This is a genomic window from Pseudomonas oryzihabitans, from assembly GCF_014522265.1.
In the GTDB taxonomy this organism is placed as follows: domain Bacteria; phylum Pseudomonadota; class Gammaproteobacteria; order Pseudomonadales; family Pseudomonadaceae; genus Chryseomonas; species Chryseomonas aestiva.
On record NZ_CP017024.1, the window covers coordinates 1,357,257 to 1,374,076 of the forward strand.

10 protein-coding genes and 3 pseudogenes are annotated in these 16,820 nt (G+C 64.4%); 6 read left to right on the forward strand and 7 right to left on the reverse strand.

What is annotated here, in order from left to right; translation table 11 throughout:
- The first annotated feature begins 869 nt into the window (after positions 1-869).
- Positions 870-1,202, forward strand: a pseudogene (locus BGI51_RS06305) (endonuclease domain-containing protein).
- On the opposite strand, the gene BGI51_RS06310 reads toward BGI51_RS06305, so the two are convergent.
- Positions 1,189-3,147: a DNA topoisomerase III gene (locus tag BGI51_RS06310; RefSeq protein WP_187980615.1), complete on the reverse strand. Its 1,959-nt coding sequence runs from the start codon at positions 3,145-3,147 to the stop codon at positions 1,189-1,191. The pseudogene BGI51_RS06305 and the gene BGI51_RS06310 overlap by 14 nt on opposite strands.
- Positions 3,148-3,390: 243 nt before the next feature.
- Here BGI51_RS06310 and BGI51_RS06315 point away from each other — a divergent pair, with 243 nt between their 5' ends.
- The gene (locus BGI51_RS06315) at positions 3,391-3,582 is read left to right on the forward strand and encodes a hypothetical protein (RefSeq protein ID WP_158895221.1); all 192 of its coding nucleotides are present in this window, start codon (positions 3,391-3,393) and stop codon (positions 3,580-3,582) included.
- A gap of 18 nt (positions 3,583-3,600) precedes the next feature.
- Here BGI51_RS06315 and BGI51_RS06320 read toward each other — a convergent pair whose 3' ends face one another.
- Positions 3,601-4,506, reverse strand: coding sequence for a LysR substrate-binding domain-containing protein (locus BGI51_RS06320; RefSeq protein WP_187980616.1), 906 nt, complete (start codon positions 4,504-4,506; stop codon positions 3,601-3,603).
- Positions 4,507-4,661: 155 nt separating this feature from the next.
- On the opposite strand from BGI51_RS06320, the pseudogene BGI51_RS06325 reads away from it, so the two are divergent.
- Positions 4,662-5,275: pseudogene (locus BGI51_RS06325) on the forward strand (glutathione S-transferase).
- Between the two features lie 41 nt (positions 5,276-5,316).
- On the opposite strand, the gene gcvT reads toward BGI51_RS06325, so the two are convergent.
- The 4 genes and pseudogenes from gcvT to BGI51_RS06345 form a co-directional block, all read right to left on the reverse strand.
- On the reverse strand, positions 5,317-6,426 hold the full coding sequence (gene gcvT, locus BGI51_RS06330; protein ID WP_187980617.1) for a glycine cleavage system aminomethyltransferase GcvT: 1,110 nt from the start codon (positions 6,424-6,426) through the stop codon (positions 5,317-5,319).
- Positions 6,427-6,608: 182 nt separating this feature from the next.
- Positions 6,609-9,463, reverse strand: a pseudogene (gcvP, locus tag BGI51_RS06335) (aminomethyl-transferring glycine dehydrogenase).
- A 7-nt stretch (positions 9,464-9,470) separates the two neighbouring features.
- Complete coding sequence (gcvH, locus tag BGI51_RS06340) at positions 9,471-9,839, reverse strand: glycine cleavage system protein GcvH (protein WP_007159937.1); 369 nt, start codon at positions 9,837-9,839, stop codon at positions 9,471-9,473.
- A gap of 530 nt (positions 9,840-10,369) precedes the next feature.
- Positions 10,370-11,539, reverse strand: coding sequence for a hypothetical protein (locus BGI51_RS06345; protein WP_187980618.1), 1,170 nt, complete (start codon positions 11,537-11,539; stop codon positions 10,370-10,372).
- Between the two features lie 770 nt (positions 11,540-12,309).
- Here BGI51_RS06345 and poxB point away from each other — a divergent pair.
- Positions 12,310-14,034, forward strand: coding sequence for a ubiquinone-dependent pyruvate dehydrogenase (gene poxB, locus BGI51_RS06350; RefSeq protein WP_187980619.1), 1,725 nt, complete (start codon positions 12,310-12,312; stop codon positions 14,032-14,034).
- A 177-nt stretch (positions 14,035-14,211) separates the two neighbouring features.
- Here poxB and BGI51_RS06355 read toward each other — a convergent pair whose 3' ends face one another.
- The gene (locus BGI51_RS06355) at positions 14,212-15,729 is read right to left on the reverse strand and encodes a sigma-54-dependent transcriptional regulator (protein ID WP_187980620.1); all 1,518 of its coding nucleotides are present in this window, start codon (positions 15,727-15,729) and stop codon (positions 14,212-14,214) included.
- Positions 15,730-15,817: 88 nt separating this feature from the next.
- On the opposite strand from BGI51_RS06355, the gene BGI51_RS06360 reads away from it, so the two are divergent.
- On the forward strand, positions 15,818-16,252 hold the full coding sequence (locus BGI51_RS06360; protein ID WP_187980621.1) for a MarR family winged helix-turn-helix transcriptional regulator: 435 nt from the start codon (positions 15,818-15,820) through the stop codon (positions 16,250-16,252).
- A 151-nt stretch (positions 16,253-16,403) separates the two neighbouring features.
- On the forward strand, positions 16,404-16,820 hold the full coding sequence (locus BGI51_RS06365; RefSeq protein WP_077171140.1) for an organic hydroperoxide resistance protein: 417 nt from the start codon (positions 16,404-16,406) through the stop codon (positions 16,818-16,820).

Below are 16,820 nucleotides of genomic sequence, written 5' to 3' on the forward strand. Positions count from 1 at the left end.
TCACCCCAACGCTCTCCCCAAGGGAGAGGGGGTGGTCTGGAGCGGTGCAGGGCTTCTCCTCCAGACATGAGACTCAGTGTCGTTCCAGTGTTACTGCGATAGCGATTCGCTTAGGCCAATTGAGGCCGTTTCACCTCCTCTCCTTCCAGGTTCGTCGACAAAGCCGAAATCAAGGCCGACGGCCTCTCCTAGCGCCCGGCGATCGCCTTTATCAAGGACTAGGAAACCGTGTTGGTGCAGTCAGCCACCTTTGACTATCACAAAGCGGCCTATGCCACTGCCGCGACAGCGTTCGAGAAGAAGTGGGACTTGCGGGGGCCTGGCGCCCTCACCCCAACCCTCTCCCAGGGAGAGGGGGCGGTCTGGAGCGGTAGCGGGCTCTTCCGCCAGACATGCGTCCTGAAACTGTTTTCAGTGCTACTGCGATAGCGATTCGCAACGCCTGGGCCTGGCGCCCTCACCCCAACCCTCCCCCAAGGGAGAGGGGGCAGTCTGGAGCGGTAGCGGGCTCTTCCGCCAGACATGTGTCTTGAAGCTTTTTTCAGTGTCACTGCGATAGCGGTTCTGACTGTATGACTGTCTTTCAGCGGGTGCTGCTACACAGCTCCGCTTCGCTCCTTATTGCCCCCTCTCCCTTTGGGAGAGGGCCGGGGTGAGGGCAATGCTCTCGCCAACGTATCAGGTAGCTGAGCCGCGCCAACTTCCTCAGCTCAGCGCTCTCGAAAACCTCGTTCCAGAGCCTCGCCAACACTACCTCTCCAGGCGATACTCCCCAGAGCACCTCTCGCCCCGTACCGCCCCCTCTCCCTCCGGGAGAGGGCTGGGGTGAGGGTAACCCCAACGCCAAGCCCCCCAGGGAAAGGATTCCCATGCCCCTCATCACCCATGCTCGCGCCCTGCGCCGGGGCCAGACCGATGCCGAGCGCCTGCTCTGGCAACACCTGCGCGGCAAGCGTCTACAGGGCCATAAATTCCGCCGTCAGCATCCCTATGGCCGCTACATCCTCGACTTCGTTTGCCTGGAAGCACGGCTGGTGATCGAGCTGGATGGCGGCCAGCATCAAGGCACCGCCACTGATCGCGAGCGCGATGCCTAATTGGAGGCCCAGGGCTTCCAGGTCCTGCGCTTCTGGAACCACGACCTCCTGACCCAGCCCGACGCCGTCCTCGAACGCCTGCACACCGCCCTCAGCCAGGCTTGACCTTGGGCTTGCGCGCGCGCGGCGGTGCGCCACCGGGCTTGGCTTTGGCCTTGGTCCCGCCGGTACGCCGCTTCTTCTTCCAGGGCGCGCCCTTGCCCGCCGGCGGCGGACCGCTGATGGTCAGGGTCAGGCCAAGACAGCGCTCCACCTGCTTGCCCATCCAGGCCGACTGCTTGGTGACGAATTCGGCCAGGCTCAGTTCGCCTTCCTGCACCCGATCCAGCGCCTGCTCCCAGAGCGCCGTGGTGCCCGGATCGGCGATGGCCCGGGGCACGGCGTTGATCAGGCCGAAGGCCGCCGGCGTCGCCGCCAGGGCCTTGCCCTGCTTGATCAGGTAGCCGCGGTCCAGCAGGCCCTGGATGATGCTGGCGCGGGTCGCCTCGGTGCCGATGCCGGTGGTGTCCTTGAGCTTCTGCTTGAGCGCCGGATCCTCCACCAGCTTGGCGACATTCTTCATCGCCTTGATCAGATCGCCCTCGGTGAAGGGCTTGGGCGGCTGGGTCAACTGATCCCTGCAGCGCACCTCCACCACCGGATAACGCTCACCCTCGCGCAACTCGGGCAGCGCCTGGGGCGGCGGCGCCTCGCGGCCCTTGGGCGGCGTGAGCGACTCGGGCAAGGCGCGACGCCAGCCTGCTTCCACCAGGCGCTTGCCGGTGGCCCGCAGGCGTTCGCCGCCCGCCTCGAAGTCGGCCTGGGTGCGATCGAATTCGTGCTGTGGCAGAAACTGCGCCAGATAGCGGGCGCGGATCAGGCCATAGACGTTGCGCTCCTGCGGACTCAAGCGCCCCAGGTCGCGGGTTACCTGGGTCGGGATGATGCCGTGGTGGGCGCTGACCTTGGCGTCGTTCCAGGCCCGCGAGCGGCGACTGGCGTCCAGATGGTCGCGCAGGGGGGCGAGGCCGCTATCAGCGCTCAGCAAGGCGGCCAATAGCGCCGGCGCCTCGGCATGCTGGGACAGCGGCAGGAAGCCGCAATCGCTGCGCGGATAGGTGATCAGCTTGTACTTTTCGTAGAGCGCCTGGGCCACGTCCAGGGTCTGTTGGGCGCCGAGATTGAAACGTTTGGAGCAGACCTCCTGCAGGGTGCCCAGATCGAAGGGCAAGGGCGCCGCCTCGCGGATGCGTTCGGTCTTGAGCTTGACCAGCCGCGCCTGCCCGGCCGCGTCGATGGCCCGCGCCGCCGCCTGGGCCACCTCGGGCTTGAGGCAGCGGCCCTGGTCGTCACAGACATCCGCTGGCGGCTGCCACTGGGCCTGGAAGCGACTGCCCGCGGCGTCCAGCATCGCCTCCACGGTCCAGAAGGGCACCGGCACGAAGGCGGCGATGGCGCGATCGCGATCCACCACCAGGCGCAGGGTCGGCGTCTGCACCCGCCCGACCGAGAGCACGCCCTGGTAGCCGGAGCGACGCCCCAGCAGGGTGAACAATCGGCTCATGTTCATGCCGATCAACCAGTCGGCGCGCGAGCGTCCCAGGGCGGACTGATAGAGCCCATAGGTCTCGGCACCGGGCTTGAGCGCGGCCAGGGCGCGGCGGATGGAGACGTCATCCAGCGCCGACAGCCATAGCCGGCGAATCGGCCCCCGATAGCGGCAATGCTCCACCAGCTCGCGGGCAATCATCTCGCCTTCGCGATCGGCGTCGGTGGCGATCACCAGCTCACTGGCCTCGCCGAGCAGGCGCTTGACCGCCTTGAACTGGCTGCCGGTGGTCTTCTTGACCTGCAACTTCCACTGCTCGGGGACGATCGGCAGGTCGTCCAGCGACCAGCGCTTGTAGCGGGCGTCGTAGGCGTCCGGTGGCGCCGTTTCCAGCAGGTGGCCGATGCACCAGGTGACGGTCACACCCTGCCCCTGCAGGCAGCCCTCACCGCGACGGGTAGCACCGAGGACACGGGCGATGTCCTTGGCCTGGGAGGGTTTTTCGCAGAGATACAGCTGCATGGCGGGCGTCACAGGAGGGGAATCGCCACAGGATGCAAAGCGCCAGCGGGCAGCGCAAGAACTAATCTGTATATCCGTACAGAAAGCGGCATTTGCGCAAATTCGCTTAATGGGCCACAGCGCCCGCAGGACGTGGATCACAGCTTGAACGGCTGCTGCCGGGGGAGCGGAATCTTGCCCGTGACGGCCGGTCCTTGGGCTACGGCACTTTCGCCGTCTTTAGCCGAGCTCTGGGAGGCGTCAATGAACACTGTAGCTATGGATCGCGCCACGGCCGAGAGCACCGGCGCCGGAAATTTCGTCGACACCGCCAGCGGCCAGGCCCTGCGGGCCAGCATTGCGGCCATGCGCCGTACCACCAGCCAGGTGCAGCGCATCAACGATCAACTCTGGGAAGTCTGGCCCGACGGCCGTCGCAAGCTGCTGCTGCGCTAGGATCTTCCGCCCGACGCCCTAAGCGGGCGTCGGCGTCTCCAGCGCGGCCAGATAGGTCGCGACCTCGGCCTGGATCCAGGTGGTGAAGCGCTCCTGCTTTTCCGCCGATTCGGCGCGTTCCGGCCAGACCAGCCAGTAGGCATAGGGATAGGGCGCCACCACCGGACTGAGCTGAACCAGGCGACCTTCGTCCAACGCGGCCTGCACCAGGCTGCGTCGCTCCAGTGCCAGCACCTGACCCAGGCGCAAGGCCTCCAGCACCAGATTGGAGTCGTTCACGCTGAGGCCACAGCTGGGCGGGGTCCGTTCCAGGCCGGCGGCCTTGCCCCAGGACTGCCAGGTCTCCTCGGTATGCATCAGCGGCCGGGCCAGGGCCTCGTCCAGATCCCTTGGTAACTGCCCACCCCCATAGTGCGGCGAGGCGACCAGCAGGACTTCGTCCTGAAACAGCTGCAGGGCGGTCAGCCCATCCCACTGACCTTCGCCCATACGCACCCCGATATCCACCATGCCCTGGCGCAGATCCTGGAAATCCATGCTGGTCTGGATGCGGATGTGGTATTCCGGGTGCAGGGCACGAAAACGTGGCAGTCGTGGCAGCAGCCAGTGGGTGGCGAAGGAGGGAAAGGTGGCGAACACCAGTTCGTTGCGGCGTGGCCGGGCCTGCAGCCGCCGCGTGGCTTCGCCCAGATCCTCGAGCAACTGGCGGACCTGCTCGGCATAGACGCGACCGTCACCGGTGACCTCGATCCCGCGCCCCTGGCGCTCGAAGAGCACCATGCCCAGCTGGTGCTCCAGGCCCTTCACCTGCTGGCTCACCGCGGCATGGGTGAGGTGCAATTCGCTGGCGGCCCGGGTCACGCTGCCCAGACGGGCAACCGCTTCGAAGCAGCGCAGGGCATTCAGCGGCGGTACGCGCGACATGTAAGACTTCCTTAACTATTCCGTCAGATTTTCTCGCTGGAAGTAGCTTCCTCGAATCCTTAATGTCTTGTCCAGAGCGGCACCTGGCGTGAAACGCGCAACAGGGGTGACGTTCCACGTGAAACAGGATTCACTCTTTCTGACAGGATGCCCCCATGCAACTCATTGGCATGCTCGACTCCCCTATGTGCGGCGAGTCGCGATCTCCCTGCGCCTGCTGGTACTGCCCTTCGAACTGCGCCAGGTGTCGCTGTTTCGCGAGGTCGAGCGCTTTCGCAGCTTCAATCCGGTGCTCAAGGCGCCCACGCTGATCTGCCTGGACGGTCAGCGGCTGATGGATTCGTCGCTGATTCTGGACTATGCCCAGCACCTTGCCTGCGGCAGTCGGCAATTGTGGCCGAGCGGCCATGCGGCCCGGGCAACCGCCCTCGGTCGCAGCGGCTTGGCGCTGGCCCTGTCCGAGAAAGCGGTGCAGCTGGTGTACGAGCGCGACCTGCGGCCGGAAGAGAAGCGTCATGCGCCCTGGCAGCAGCGGGTGGAGGGACAATTGCGCGCGGCCTGTGGCGCCCTGGACAAGGCCTGGCTGGGCCCACGTCCGCCGCTGGGTGAAGACAGCATCGGCCAGGATGCCATCGATACCGCGGTGGCCTGGACCTTCCTGCACTTCGCCCTGCCGGGACTGATCGAGCGGCGTAACTACCCGACGCTGGAGGCCCTGACCGTCGAAGCGGAGGCGCTGTCGGTGTTTCGGGATTATCCGCTGGCCTGAAAGGCATCGCGGCCATGGGCCGCGATGTTATTGGCGACGGATTACCCGCGGTAATACCGCTGCGGTACGAAGGGGGTCTTGGCGACCTTGACCGGCACCTGCTTGCCGCGCACCACGGCGAACAGCTGGGCATCCAGGGCGGCGAAGTCGCTGTCGACATACCCCATGGCCACCGGCGCCCCCAGGGTCGGGCCGAAGCCGCCACTGGTCACGCGACCGATGCTGGCGCCATTGGCATCCACCAGTTCCGCGCCTTCGCGCACCGGCACCCGCTCCTGCACCAGCAGGCCGACGCGCTTGCGACTCACGCCCTCACGCTGCTCGGTGAAGATGCGCTCGGCACCGGGGAAACCGCCGGCGCGACCGTTGCCTTCACGACGCACCTTGGACAGCGCCCACCCCAGGTTGGCCATCACCGGCGTGGTGCCGGCATCCATGTCGTGACCATAGAGGCAGAGACCGGCTTCCAGGCGCAGGGAGTCGCGCGCACCCAGGCCGATGGCCTCGACTTCCGGCTCGGCCAGCAGATGGCGCGCCAGGGCTTCGGCGGCGGCGCTCGGCACCGAGATCTCGTAACCGTCTTCACCCGTGTAGCCACTGCGGCTGACGATGCAGGGCTGTTCCAGCAGCTTGACGCGGCGGACCTGCATGAAGGTCATCTCGGCCACCTCCGGCGCCAGGCGCGACAGGACCGCGGCGGCCGCAGGGCCCTGCAGGGCCAGCAGGGCGCGATCGAATTGCGGCAGCACCTGGCAGCGATCGCCCAGGTGCTTTTCCAAATGGGCGAGGTCGGCTTCCTTGCAGGCGGCATTGACCACCAGGTAGAGGCAGTCACCCAGGTTGGCGACCATGAGGTCGTCGAGGATGCCGCCGTTGTCGTCGGTCAGCAGGGCATAGCGCTGCATGCCGCTGGGCAGGTCGATGATGTCGACCGGCACCAGGGTCTCCAGGGCCTCGGCGGCCTCTTCGCCTTCGAGCAGGACCTGGCCCATGTGGGACACATCGAACAACCCGGCCTGGGCACGGGTGTGCTGGTGCTCCTTGAGCACGCCGAGCGGGTATTGCACCGGCATCTCGTAGCCGGCGAAGGGCACCATGCGGGCGCCGAGTTCCAGGTGCAGGGCGTGCAGCGAAGTCTTGAGCAGGGACATGGTAGGGCTCCGTGTCGGGTGGCGGTTTGCTCGCTCCTTACAGGAGGAGTGAGCAAACGCTGGGCTATGGGGTCGCGACGTGGGTGATCGGGTCAGCCCTCACCCCGGCCCTCTCCCAGGGGGAGAGGGGGAAGAGCAGCTCTGCTCTCCTCTCCCCTCGGGCGAGGGGCCGGGGGTGAGGGTCAGGCCTCGCCGTAGGCTTCGATCGGCGGGCAGGAGCAGACCAGGTTGCGATCGCCGTAGACGTTGTCGATGCGCGCCACCGGCGGCCAGTACTTGCCGTCCACCAGGCTCGGCAGCGGGAACACCGCCTGCTCGCGGCTGTAGGGGTGGGTCCACTCCCCAGCCAGTTCGCGCGCGGTGTGCGGCGCGTTCTTCAGCGGGTTGTCCTGGGGATCCAGGGTGCCGGCTTCGAGGGCGCGGATCTCTTCGCGGATGGCGATCATGGCGTCGCAGAAGCGATCCAGTTCCTGCTTGGACTCGCTCTCGGTGGGCTCGATCATCAGGGTGCCGGCCACCGGGAAGGACATGGTCGGGGCATGGAAACCGAAGTCGATCAGGCGCTTGGCCACGTCGTCCACGGTCACGCCGCTGCTGTCCTTGAGCGGACGCAGGTCGAGGATGCACTCGTGGGCGACCAGGCCACCGGTGCCGCTATAGAGCACCGGATAGTGCTCTTCCAGTCGGCGGGCGATGTAGTTGGCGCTGAGGATGGCGATCTGCGAGGCGCGGGTCAGACCGGCGCTGCCCATCATCTTCAGGTACATCCAGGAGATCGGCAGGATGCTGGCGCTGCCATAGGCCGCCGCGCAGACCGCGCCTTCCTTGCGTTCCAGCCGGGCATGGCCGGGCAGGAAGGGTGCCAGATGCGCCTTGACGCCAATGGGACCGACACCCGGACCGCCGCCGCCATGGGGGATGCAGAAGGTCTTGTGCAGGTTGAGGTGGGAGACGTCGCCGCCGAACTGGCCCGGGGCGCAGAGACCGACCATGGCATTCATGTTGGCGCCGTCGATATAGACCTGGCCACCATGATCATGGACCACCTGGCAGATCTCGCGGATGGCCTCTTCGAACACCCCGTGGGTGGACGGGTAGGTGATCATCAGCGCGGCCAGGCGTTCGCTGTGCTGCTCGGCCTTGGCGCGCAGGTCGTCGAGATCGACGTTGCCACGCTTGTCGCAGGCCACCACCACCACGCGCATGTCGACCATGCTGGCGGTAGCGGGGTTGGTGCCGTGGGCCGACGCCGGGATCAGGCAGACGTCGCGCTCACCCTGGCCGCGGCTCGCGTGATAGGCGCGAATGGCCAGGAGGCCCGCGTACTCGCCCTGCGAGCCGGCGTTGGGCTGCAGGGAGACGGCGTCGTAGCCGGTCGCGGCGCAGAGCATGGCCTCCAACTCGGTGGTGAGCTGGGCATAGCCCTCGGTCTGGTCGGCCGGGGCGAAGGGGTGGATACCGCCGAACTCGGCCCAGGTGACCGGGATCATCTCGCTGGCGGCGTTGAGCTTCATGGTGCAGGAGCCCAGCGGGATCATGGTGCGATCCAGCGCCAGGTCCTTGTCCGCCAGCTTGCGCAGGTAGCGCATCAGCTCGGTCTCGGATCTATGGCTGGCGAATACCGGATGGGTCAGGAAGGCCGACTGGCGCTGCAGCGCTGCGGGCAACTCCACGCCCTGGGCGTCACCCAGCTCGGCGACCTGGGGCGCGGGCTTGCCGTCGGCCAGGATCTCCAGCAGCGCCTGGACGTCGGCGAGGGTACTGGTCTCGTCCAGGGACACGCCCAGGGCCTCGGCGCTGACGTCGCGCAAATTGTAGCCACGGGCACGGGCGGCCTCGTGCAGGGCGGCGGTGCGCGCGCCGAACACCAGGGTCAGGGTGTCGAAGGCAGTGTGCTGGGTCTCGTGGCCCAGGCGCTGCAGGCCGGCGGCCAGCAGGCTGGTCAGCCGCTGCACCCGGGTGGCGATGCAGGTCAGGCCTTCGGGACCATGGTAGACCGCGTACATGCTGGCGATGTTGGCCAGGAGCACCTGGGCGGTGCAGATGTTGCTGGTGGCCTTCTCGCGGCGGATGTGCTGCTCGCGGGTCTGCAGGGCCAGGCGATAGGCCGGGTGGCCGTGGCGGTCGATGGAGACGCCGACGACGCGACCGGGCATGTCACGCTTGTACTTGTCCTGGGTGGCGAAGTACGCCGCATGGGGGCCGCCGAAACCGAGCGGTACGCCAAAGCGCTGGGCGGTGCCGATGGCCACGTCCGCGCCCAGTTCACCGGGCGGCGTGAGCAGGGTCAGGGCCAGCAGGTCGGCGGCCATGGCCACCAGGGCACCGGCCGCCTGGAAGGCCTGGATGCTCTCCCGGTAGTCACGGATCTCCCCGGTGGTCATCGGATACTGGAACAGCGCGCCGAAGAAGCGGCCGTGATCCTCGATCTCGGTTTCCACGCCCACCACCACCTCGATGCCCAGGGGCTCGGCGCGGGTACGCAGGACGTCGAGGGTCTGCGGATGGCAGTGCACGGAGGCGAAGAAGGCGCTGGCCTTGTTTTTCGCCAGGCGCTTGCAGAAGGTCATGGCCTCGGCGGCGGCGGTGCCCTCGTCCAGCAGCGAGGCGTTGGCCACCGGCATGCCGGTGAGGTCGCCGATCAGCGTCTGGAAGTTGAGCAACGCCTCTAGGCGACCCTGGGAGATCTCCGGCTGGTAGGGAGTGTAGGCGGTGTACCAGGCCGGATTTTCCAGCAGGTTGCGCAGGATCGGCGCCGGGGTGTGGGTGTTGTAGTAGCCCTGGCCGATCAGGCTCTTGAGCAGGCGATTCTTGCCGGCGATGGTGCGCAGCTCGGCCAGGGCGTCGGCCTCGGACAGCCCGGCGGGCAGGTCCAGCACGCTGGTGCCCTTGATGCTCTCGGGATCACCTGGGCGGTCATGGCCTCCAGGGATTCGTAGCCGAGCAGGTTCAGCATGGCGATCTCGTCCAGCTCGCGCGGACCGATATGACGCGGGACGAATTCGTCGGCGGTGCTGAAGGTGTCGTGCAGCGACATGGCGGTCTTACCCCTTGATCAGTTGCTGATAGGCGGCTTCGTCGAGCAGCGCGGCGAAGGCTTCGGCATTGGCGGGCTGGAAGCGAAAGAACCAGCCGGCGTTCAGCGGATCGCTGTTGATGGTTTCGGGCGCATCGTTGAGCGCCTCGTTGACCGCCAGGACCTCGCCGTCCAGCGGCATGGTGATGTTGCTGGCGGCCTTGACCGACTCCAGCACCGCCACTTCATCGCCCTGGGCGTAGCTGCGCAGCTCCGGCAATTGCACGAAGACCAGGTCGCCGAGCGAGTCCTGGGCATAGTCGGTGATGCCAACGGTAATGCTGCCATCGGCTTCCTGACGCAGCCATTCGTGTTCTTCGGTATAGCGCAGACCCATTGCCAGACTCCTGCGGACCTTTGTCCTGATGGATAGATAGGTCTAGCAGTGCAAGGGTAATGCCAGGAATAAAATCCAGTATTTTCAATAATTTAACTAGAAAAGCAGAGTTGCACTGTAACGATATCGTTACGACATTTCACCCCAGACAGCCATATCCGTAACGATTAAAGAACACCGTATCGAAATCGATCCATTAATAGCTGGGCTGTTAGGCCAGGCAGTTCAGCTGCACGATTTTGACTGGAAATTGATCGCCACGGCATGAGGCACGCAGAGCCAAGTGCCTACTTTTATCAGCCAGAAAACAGACGAACTGAATGGTCGGTCTGATCGTTTGCGATAGACACGCCTGCAGCACGCTTCAATGCACTGAACAAGCCTGCAGCTCAGGAGGTAGGCGGTAATTGTTCAGCAGAAAGGGCCGACACTGTTTGGCCCTTTCTTTCATTTTGATCCGACAGGCTCACGTTTTATCAGTAGCGATAGATGCAGAGACCTGAAGGAAAAAATGAATGAGTGCAAGAGTATCAGTGGCCCATTCCGCGTATACCCGCCACCACGTGAGCCGCAACATCATTGAGATCGTAGCCGCCTACCAACTCAATCAGACTGTCTGCGGAATCCACCGAAGGAGGCGCTACGTAACCTGGCTGCGCATCTTGGAAAATATAGGTATTACCGTGGTAGTGAAAAACCGCAGCATTGACCTCCCCTACGGTTTCCTTCGATACAATATCCAAGACGGTGGATATGTCTTTCGCCCCTGCTACTGCGCTGTCTGCAATGGTGGTCACCGCTTCAGGCTTGCCAACAGGAGAGCCGTAAAGAATATAACTATCAGAAATGTCAAATCCTGCTACTTTGACCAGGTTAGCAATGATCGATGCTGATTTCTCAGCACTAGAGGCTGTCGCCTCATAATTGACCAGGTTTCCATTGAAAAGTGTTAGATTTCCGCTGCCCTCACCACTCATAACAATATTAACGCCATGTCCCAGCGAACCATGTGAGGAGGCATTATGAGCGTCTACCCCCTTCACGAAGGACAGATCTACCGTTGCACTACCGTGACGCGCTTCGATATTGACATCTGCTTGCTGGATGATGGCTGTAACGCCAACATTACCGTTACTTGCACTTACGCTAATATCTTTAACACGCGCATGAGCTAACGATGCCACCGAGTCAAACTCTGCAGCCGCAACCGTACTGACATCAGCGCTACCGCTTGCAAACTCGATGGAGTGCAGATAAGCACTGGTACTCCGCCCATCCATGCCTTGCTCGCTGAGTACAACAGAAAGCGATTTGGTAGAATTGGTCGCATCCAAGGTTTCAAGTCTGTCAAAATTTGACAATACGATGGAGCTGGACGCAGAAAATCCGCTATCTGCAATAGCCAAATTCAGATGCTTGATCGTCGAATCAAGGGTAGAACCTCCGGCCACGGTATCCAGTGTTTGCCCGTCGATCCGAGCGACCTTTTCGAGATGGTCGCTGTTAATATTCAGCGTTGTCAGAGAGGCTCTTGCTTCCCTAATAGGAACCGAGCCCTCAACATACTTTGCGAACGCCGCATATTCATCGAAGTCGTCCACATCGATAGTCAGTGAGTGCTTATGGCCGAAACTGTAGACCGTCACATCGTCAATCACACTGCCTTGTGCAGGCGCCGACTTTTTCGATAGGTTCTTCACAATACTCTCCTGGACAATGATTGATCCAGGCGCACTTGGCTCGCCTCGGACTTCAAGAGGTTATCCACCGGGCTACCGAGGGTGCGCCATCGCTTTGAACTACAGGTTACGTAGGTCATTCCTGCGTCAGCAAGGTCTAGTTCAGGTTACAAGAAATGCCTAGAAATTGGTTATTCGACTAGCACAGACTTACTCGAGGTCCTGAAAACGCGAGACTGGTTGAGACGCTCGTCATAAACCAACACATCGGGCACTACAGCGATCGGAAAGTCCTTTCATTCCGACGATTTATAGGCGTATCGAAAACCTGAGCATGTCGTATTTCTGCAATATGTTTTATCAGGATGAAAGCTGTGGTGTTGAGCATGAATCTAGGCATCAGAACGGTCACGCGTCTGATCTGCAGGCTGGTTTCGCTTTGTCATAAAGTCGACCGTGACACCCTTGCCATTGAAGAAGTCGCTCCAGCACTTCCCGTCTAGGACAGGCATGCTGGGACAACAGCTATCGGATGCTGGACGGCCATTACCCGGCAATACGGTTTTCGATCCAAGGTTGCCTCGCGAATGCACCGATGGCATCTACCTCATAGTTACCTGCCATCTATAAATCAATCCTTTCCGCCTAGGCCTTGCACAAGCACGTCCGTGCACCGGGCGAAACGTCGACACGGTCGCGAACTTCCGCCCCGCTTCATCGGACCAACAAGGCACAACAAGACCTCTGCCAAGCGGCTTTGCCCTCTCCCATCCTTGTCTGGAGTCTTTGTCATGGCTGTGAAAACCGTTGCCGATCTGCTCGTCGCCACCCTCGAAGCGGCTGGTGTGGACACCATCTGGGGCCTGCCGGGCGACTCGCTCAACGGCCTCACCGAAAGCCTGCGCAAGCGCGACCGTATCCGCTGGCGCGGCGTGCGGCATGAAGAAGCCGCCGCCTTCGCCGCCAGTGCCGCGGCCGACACCAGCGGGCGTCTGGCGGTCTGCGCCGGCTCCTGCGGTCCGGGCAATCTGCACCTGATCAACGGCCTGTTCGACGCCCAGCGCAGCGGCGCGCCGGTGCTGGCCATCGCCGCCCAGATTCCCTCCAGCGAGATCGGCCTGGGCTATTTCCAGGAAACCCATCCGGAGCGGCTGTTCCGCGATTGCAGCGACTTCTGCGAGGTGGTTTCCCATCCCGAGCAGCTGCCGCGCATTCTCGAGACCGCGATGCGCTCGGCCATTCTCAATCGCTCGGTGTCGGTGGTGGTGATTCCCGGCGACGTGGCCCTGGCCGAGGCGCCGCTCAAGGAAGTCCAGTGGAGCGAGCCGGTGCGTCCGGTGGTGGTCCCGCCGGAGGCCGAACTGGATGCCCTGGCCGAGTTGCTGGCTGGCGAGAAGCGCATCACCCTGCTCTGCGGCGCCGGTTGCGCCGGTGCCCATGCCCAGGTGGTGGCCCTGGCCGAGCGACTGCAGGCGCCGGTGGTCCATGCCCTGCGCGGCAAGGCCCATATCGAGTATTCCAATCCCTATGGCGTGGGCATGACCGGCCTGATCGGCTTTTCGTCCGGCTATCACGCGCTCAAGGAGTGCGACCTGCTGCTGATGCTGGGCAGCAACTTCCCCTATCGCAACTTCTTCCCGGATCACGGTCGGGTGGTGCAGATCGACGTGCGCGGCGCCCACCTGGGCGTGCGTACCCCGCTACTCAAGGGGCTGGTGGGCGATGTCCGCGCCACCCTCGACGCCCTGCTGCCGCGCCTTGCGCCCAACAGCCACAGCCGTTTCCTGGAAAAGGCCCAGCAGCACTACCGCAAGACCCGCGCCGAGCTGGACGAGCTGGCCACTGCCACCGCCGATGGCGAGCCGCTGCATCCGCAGTACCTCACCACCCGCGTCAGCGAACTGGCCGCGGCGGACGCCCTCTTCACCTGCGACGTCGGTACCCCCACGGTGTGGGCGGCGCGCTACCTGGCGATGAATTTCGAACGCAAGCTGGCCGGCTCCTTCAGCCACGGCTCCATGGCCAATGCCCTGCCCCAGGCCATGGGCCTGCAGGCGGCCTATCCCGATCGCCAGGTGGTGGCGCTGGCCGGCGACGGCGGGCTGTCCATGCTGCTGGGCGAGCTGGCGACCCTGGCCAGCGAGAAGCTGCCGGTCAAGGTCATCGTCTACGACAATGCCACCCTGGGTTTCGTCGCCATGGAGATGAAGGCTGCCGGCATGCTCGACGAGACCACCGATCTGGGTGAGGTCGATTTCGCCCGGGTCGCCGAGGCCTGCGGCGTGCGCGGCTGGAAGGTGGAATCGGCCAGTCTGCTCGACGCCACCCTGGAGGAGGCCTTCGCCCACCCCGGCCCGGCGCTGGTGGATGTGCGCATCGCCAAGCAGGAGCTGTCGCTGCCACCGAAGATCGAGGCCGCCCAGGCCAAGGGCTTCAGCCTCTACATGCTGCGCGCGGTGATGAGTGGTCGCGGCAGCGAGGTGGTGGACCTGGCCAAGACCAACGTCCTGCGCTGAGAGCCTATTTAAAGGCTGCTGCGCGTCGGCCAAACTGCGTTGAAAATGGCTTCGGAATGCTCATTTACCACTCGTAAACTCGTTCGCGAGCCCGGTCCGCTTCCTCAGCCATTTTCGCGGGGCCGCCCAGGCCTTGCTTATCTCTAGCTCGCGAGCCTTTAAACAGGCTCTAGAACTTTAACGCCGCGGGATGCCGTAACGCCGCAGGCGCATGGCGATGGCCGAGTGGGAGGTCTGCAGGCGCGCGGCCAGCTGGCGGCTGGACGGATACTGCGGATAGAGCCGCTCCAGCAGCGCCGCCTCGTAGCCCTGGACAGCGGCTTCCAGGGTGCTGACTTCGGTTTCGACCTGCCCCTCCACCGCCGTGCCGGCCAGGTCGAGGTCGTCGACATCGATCTGGCCGCTCTCGCTGATGGCGGCGGCGCGAAAGAGGATGTTCTGCAATTGCCGGACGTTGCCCGGCCAGGCATTGCCCAGCAGCACGCCGTAGGTGGCCGGCGCCAGGCGACACGGCGGTCGACCGATCTGGGCGCAGGCCTGCTGCAGGAAGTGCCGCGCCAGCAGCAGGATGTCCTGGCCACGCTCGCGCAACGCCGGCACCTGCAGGCTGAGTACATTGAGGCGATAGAAGAGGTCCTCGCGGAAGGTACCGGCCGCGACCATGGCCTGCAGATCGCGATGGGTGGCGGCGAGAATCCGCACATTGACCTTGGTTTCCTGGGCTCCGCCAACGCGGCGGAAGCTGCCATCGGAGAGGAATCTCAGCAGCTTGGCCTGCAGATAGGGCGACATCTCGCCGACCTCGTCGAGAAACACCGTGCCCTGGTCGGCCAGCTCCAGCAGGCCCGGCTTGCCGCCGCGCTGGGCCCCGGTGAAGGCGCCCGGGGCATAACCGAACAGTTCGCTCTCGGCCAGGCTCTCCGGCAGGGCCGCGCAGTTCAGCGCCAGAAAGGGCGCCTCGCGCCGCGCACTGGCCGCATGGCAGGCACGCGCCACCAGTTCCTTGCCGGTGCCGGTCTCGCCGAGGATCAGCAGTGGCGCCTCCAGGGCGGCCAGGCGCTGGGCCCGGGCCTTGAGGGTACGGATGGCGGCGCAGTCGCCGAGCAGCGAATCGAAGCCCTCGGGGGTGTCGTGGCGCAGCGCCGAGAGGCGGCCACCGATGCGACTGGGGGCATAGAGGGTCAGCAGCCCGCCGGCCAGTCCGCCCACGGGTTCGCCGATGGGGGTGGCGTCCAGCAACAGCGCCTGGCCGCGCAGCACCACTTCGCGCAGCGGCAGACGAAAGCCCTGGTCCAGCAGCTCACTGGGCAATTCGCTGTCGTTGAAGAGTTCGGCCAGAGTAGTGCCGCTGTCTTCGCCGGCGAGGGCGGCAAAGGCCGGATTGGCCAGCAGGATGCGCCCCTCGCCGTCCACCGCCAGCACCGGATCGGCCATGGCGGCGAGCAGGGCATCGAGTTGCAGGGAGCGTCGCTGGCCCGGCAGGATGTCCACTACCCGCACCGCCTCGACCCCCACCACGGTGAGCAGGGCGGCGCGCAATTCCTCCAGCACCGCTGCGCTCAGGGTCGGCGCATCGATGTAGACATTGGGCGGCACCATCTCCACAGCGTCCAGATTGAGATTGCGGGCACCGAGCAGCGCCAGGACTTCCTGGGTGATGCCGACACGATCGATGAACGACACATGGATACGCATGGAAACCCTGGGGTCTGAAAGCGAAAGGGCTAATGCTACCCAAATGCTCGGGGTAGAATCACTTCTCATTTACCCAGGCGGGACCGCCATGACCAGCAAAGACCCTCTTCTACTCGATCAGCAGCTGTGCTTCGCGCTGTACTCCACCTCGCTGGCCATGACCAAGGTGTACAAGCCGCTGCTCGAAGAGGTGGGGCTGACCTACCCGCAGTACCTGATGATGTTGGTGCTCTGGGAAAACGACCGCCTGCCGCTCAAGGAGCTGGCACGGCGGCTGCACCAGGATTCCGGCGCCCTGACCCCGGTGCTCAAGCGCCTGGAAGCCGAGGGCTACGTGACCCGACAGCGCAATACCGAGGACGAGCGCAACCTGTCCATCGAGCTGACCGAGTCTGGCCGGACCCTGCGCGAGCGGGCCAAGAAGATCAATGGCACCATCGGCGGCTACTGCGCGCTGGGTGACGCCGAGATGACCCGGCTGCGCGAAAATCTGATGACCCTGCGCGCCAAGCTGGAACGTTGATCCTCGCCAACCGCTGCCACTGATCGCCTGCTCCCGAAAATATATTTGCGCGATAACCAATATCGCGATAACTTAAATCCGTACCCGGGCCAGCCCTCTCGCCAACAGCCCGCCCAATTAGTTATCGCGATACACAAATCAGGAGCACACCATGAACATCCTCTACACCGCTTCCGCAACCAGCACTGGTGGCCGCGACGGCCGTTCCATCAGCAGCGACAAGGCCCTGGACGTGCAGCTGTCCACGCCCAAGGAGCTGGGCGGCGCCGGGGGTGCCGGGACCAATCCCGAGCAACTCTTCGCCGCCGGCTACTCGGCCTGCTTCATCGGCGCGCTCAAGTTCGTCGGCGCCAAGGAAAAGATCGCCGTGCCGGCGGACGTCAGCGTGACCGCCCAGGTCGGCATCGGTCCGATCCCCACCGGCTTCGCCCTGGACGTCGAACTCGTCATCAGCCTGCCGGGCCTGGAGCGCGCCGTGGCCGAAGACCTGATCGAGAAGGCCCACCAGGTCTGCCCCTACTCCAACGCCACCCGCGGCAACGTGGACGTGCGTCTGACCCTGGCCTAA

Coding starts and splice junctions, on each gene's coding strand:
- BGI51_RS06355 (WP_187980620.1), bottom strand. CDS start 15,729: ATGCGTATCCATGTGTCGTTCATCGATCGTGTCGGCATCACCCAGGAA.
- BGI51_RS06315 (WP_158895221.1), top strand. CDS start 3,391: ATGAACACTGTAGCTATGGATCGCGCCACGGCCGAGAGCACCGGCGCC.
- BGI51_RS06310 (WP_187980615.1), bottom strand. CDS start 3,147: ATGCAGCTGTATCTCTGCGAAAAACCCTCCCAGGCCAAGGACATCGCC.
- BGI51_RS06320 (WP_187980616.1), bottom strand. CDS start 4,506: ATGTCGCGCGTACCGCCGCTGAATGCCCTGCGCTGCTTCGAAGCGGTT.
- gcvH (WP_007159937.1), bottom strand. CDS start 9,839: ATGGGTCTGCGCTATACCGAAGAACACGAATGGCTGCGTCAGGAAGCC.
- gcvT (WP_187980617.1), bottom strand. CDS start 6,426: ATGTCCCTGCTCAAGACTTCGCTGCACGCCCTGCACCTGGAACTCGGC.
- BGI51_RS06365 (WP_077171140.1), top strand. CDS start 16,404: ATGAACATCCTCTACACCGCTTCCGCAACCAGCACTGGTGGCCGCGAC.
- poxB (WP_187980619.1), top strand. CDS start 12,310: ATGGCTGTGAAAACCGTTGCCGATCTGCTCGTCGCCACCCTCGAAGCG.
- BGI51_RS06360 (WP_187980621.1), top strand. CDS start 15,818: ATGACCAGCAAAGACCCTCTTCTACTCGATCAGCAGCTGTGCTTCGCG.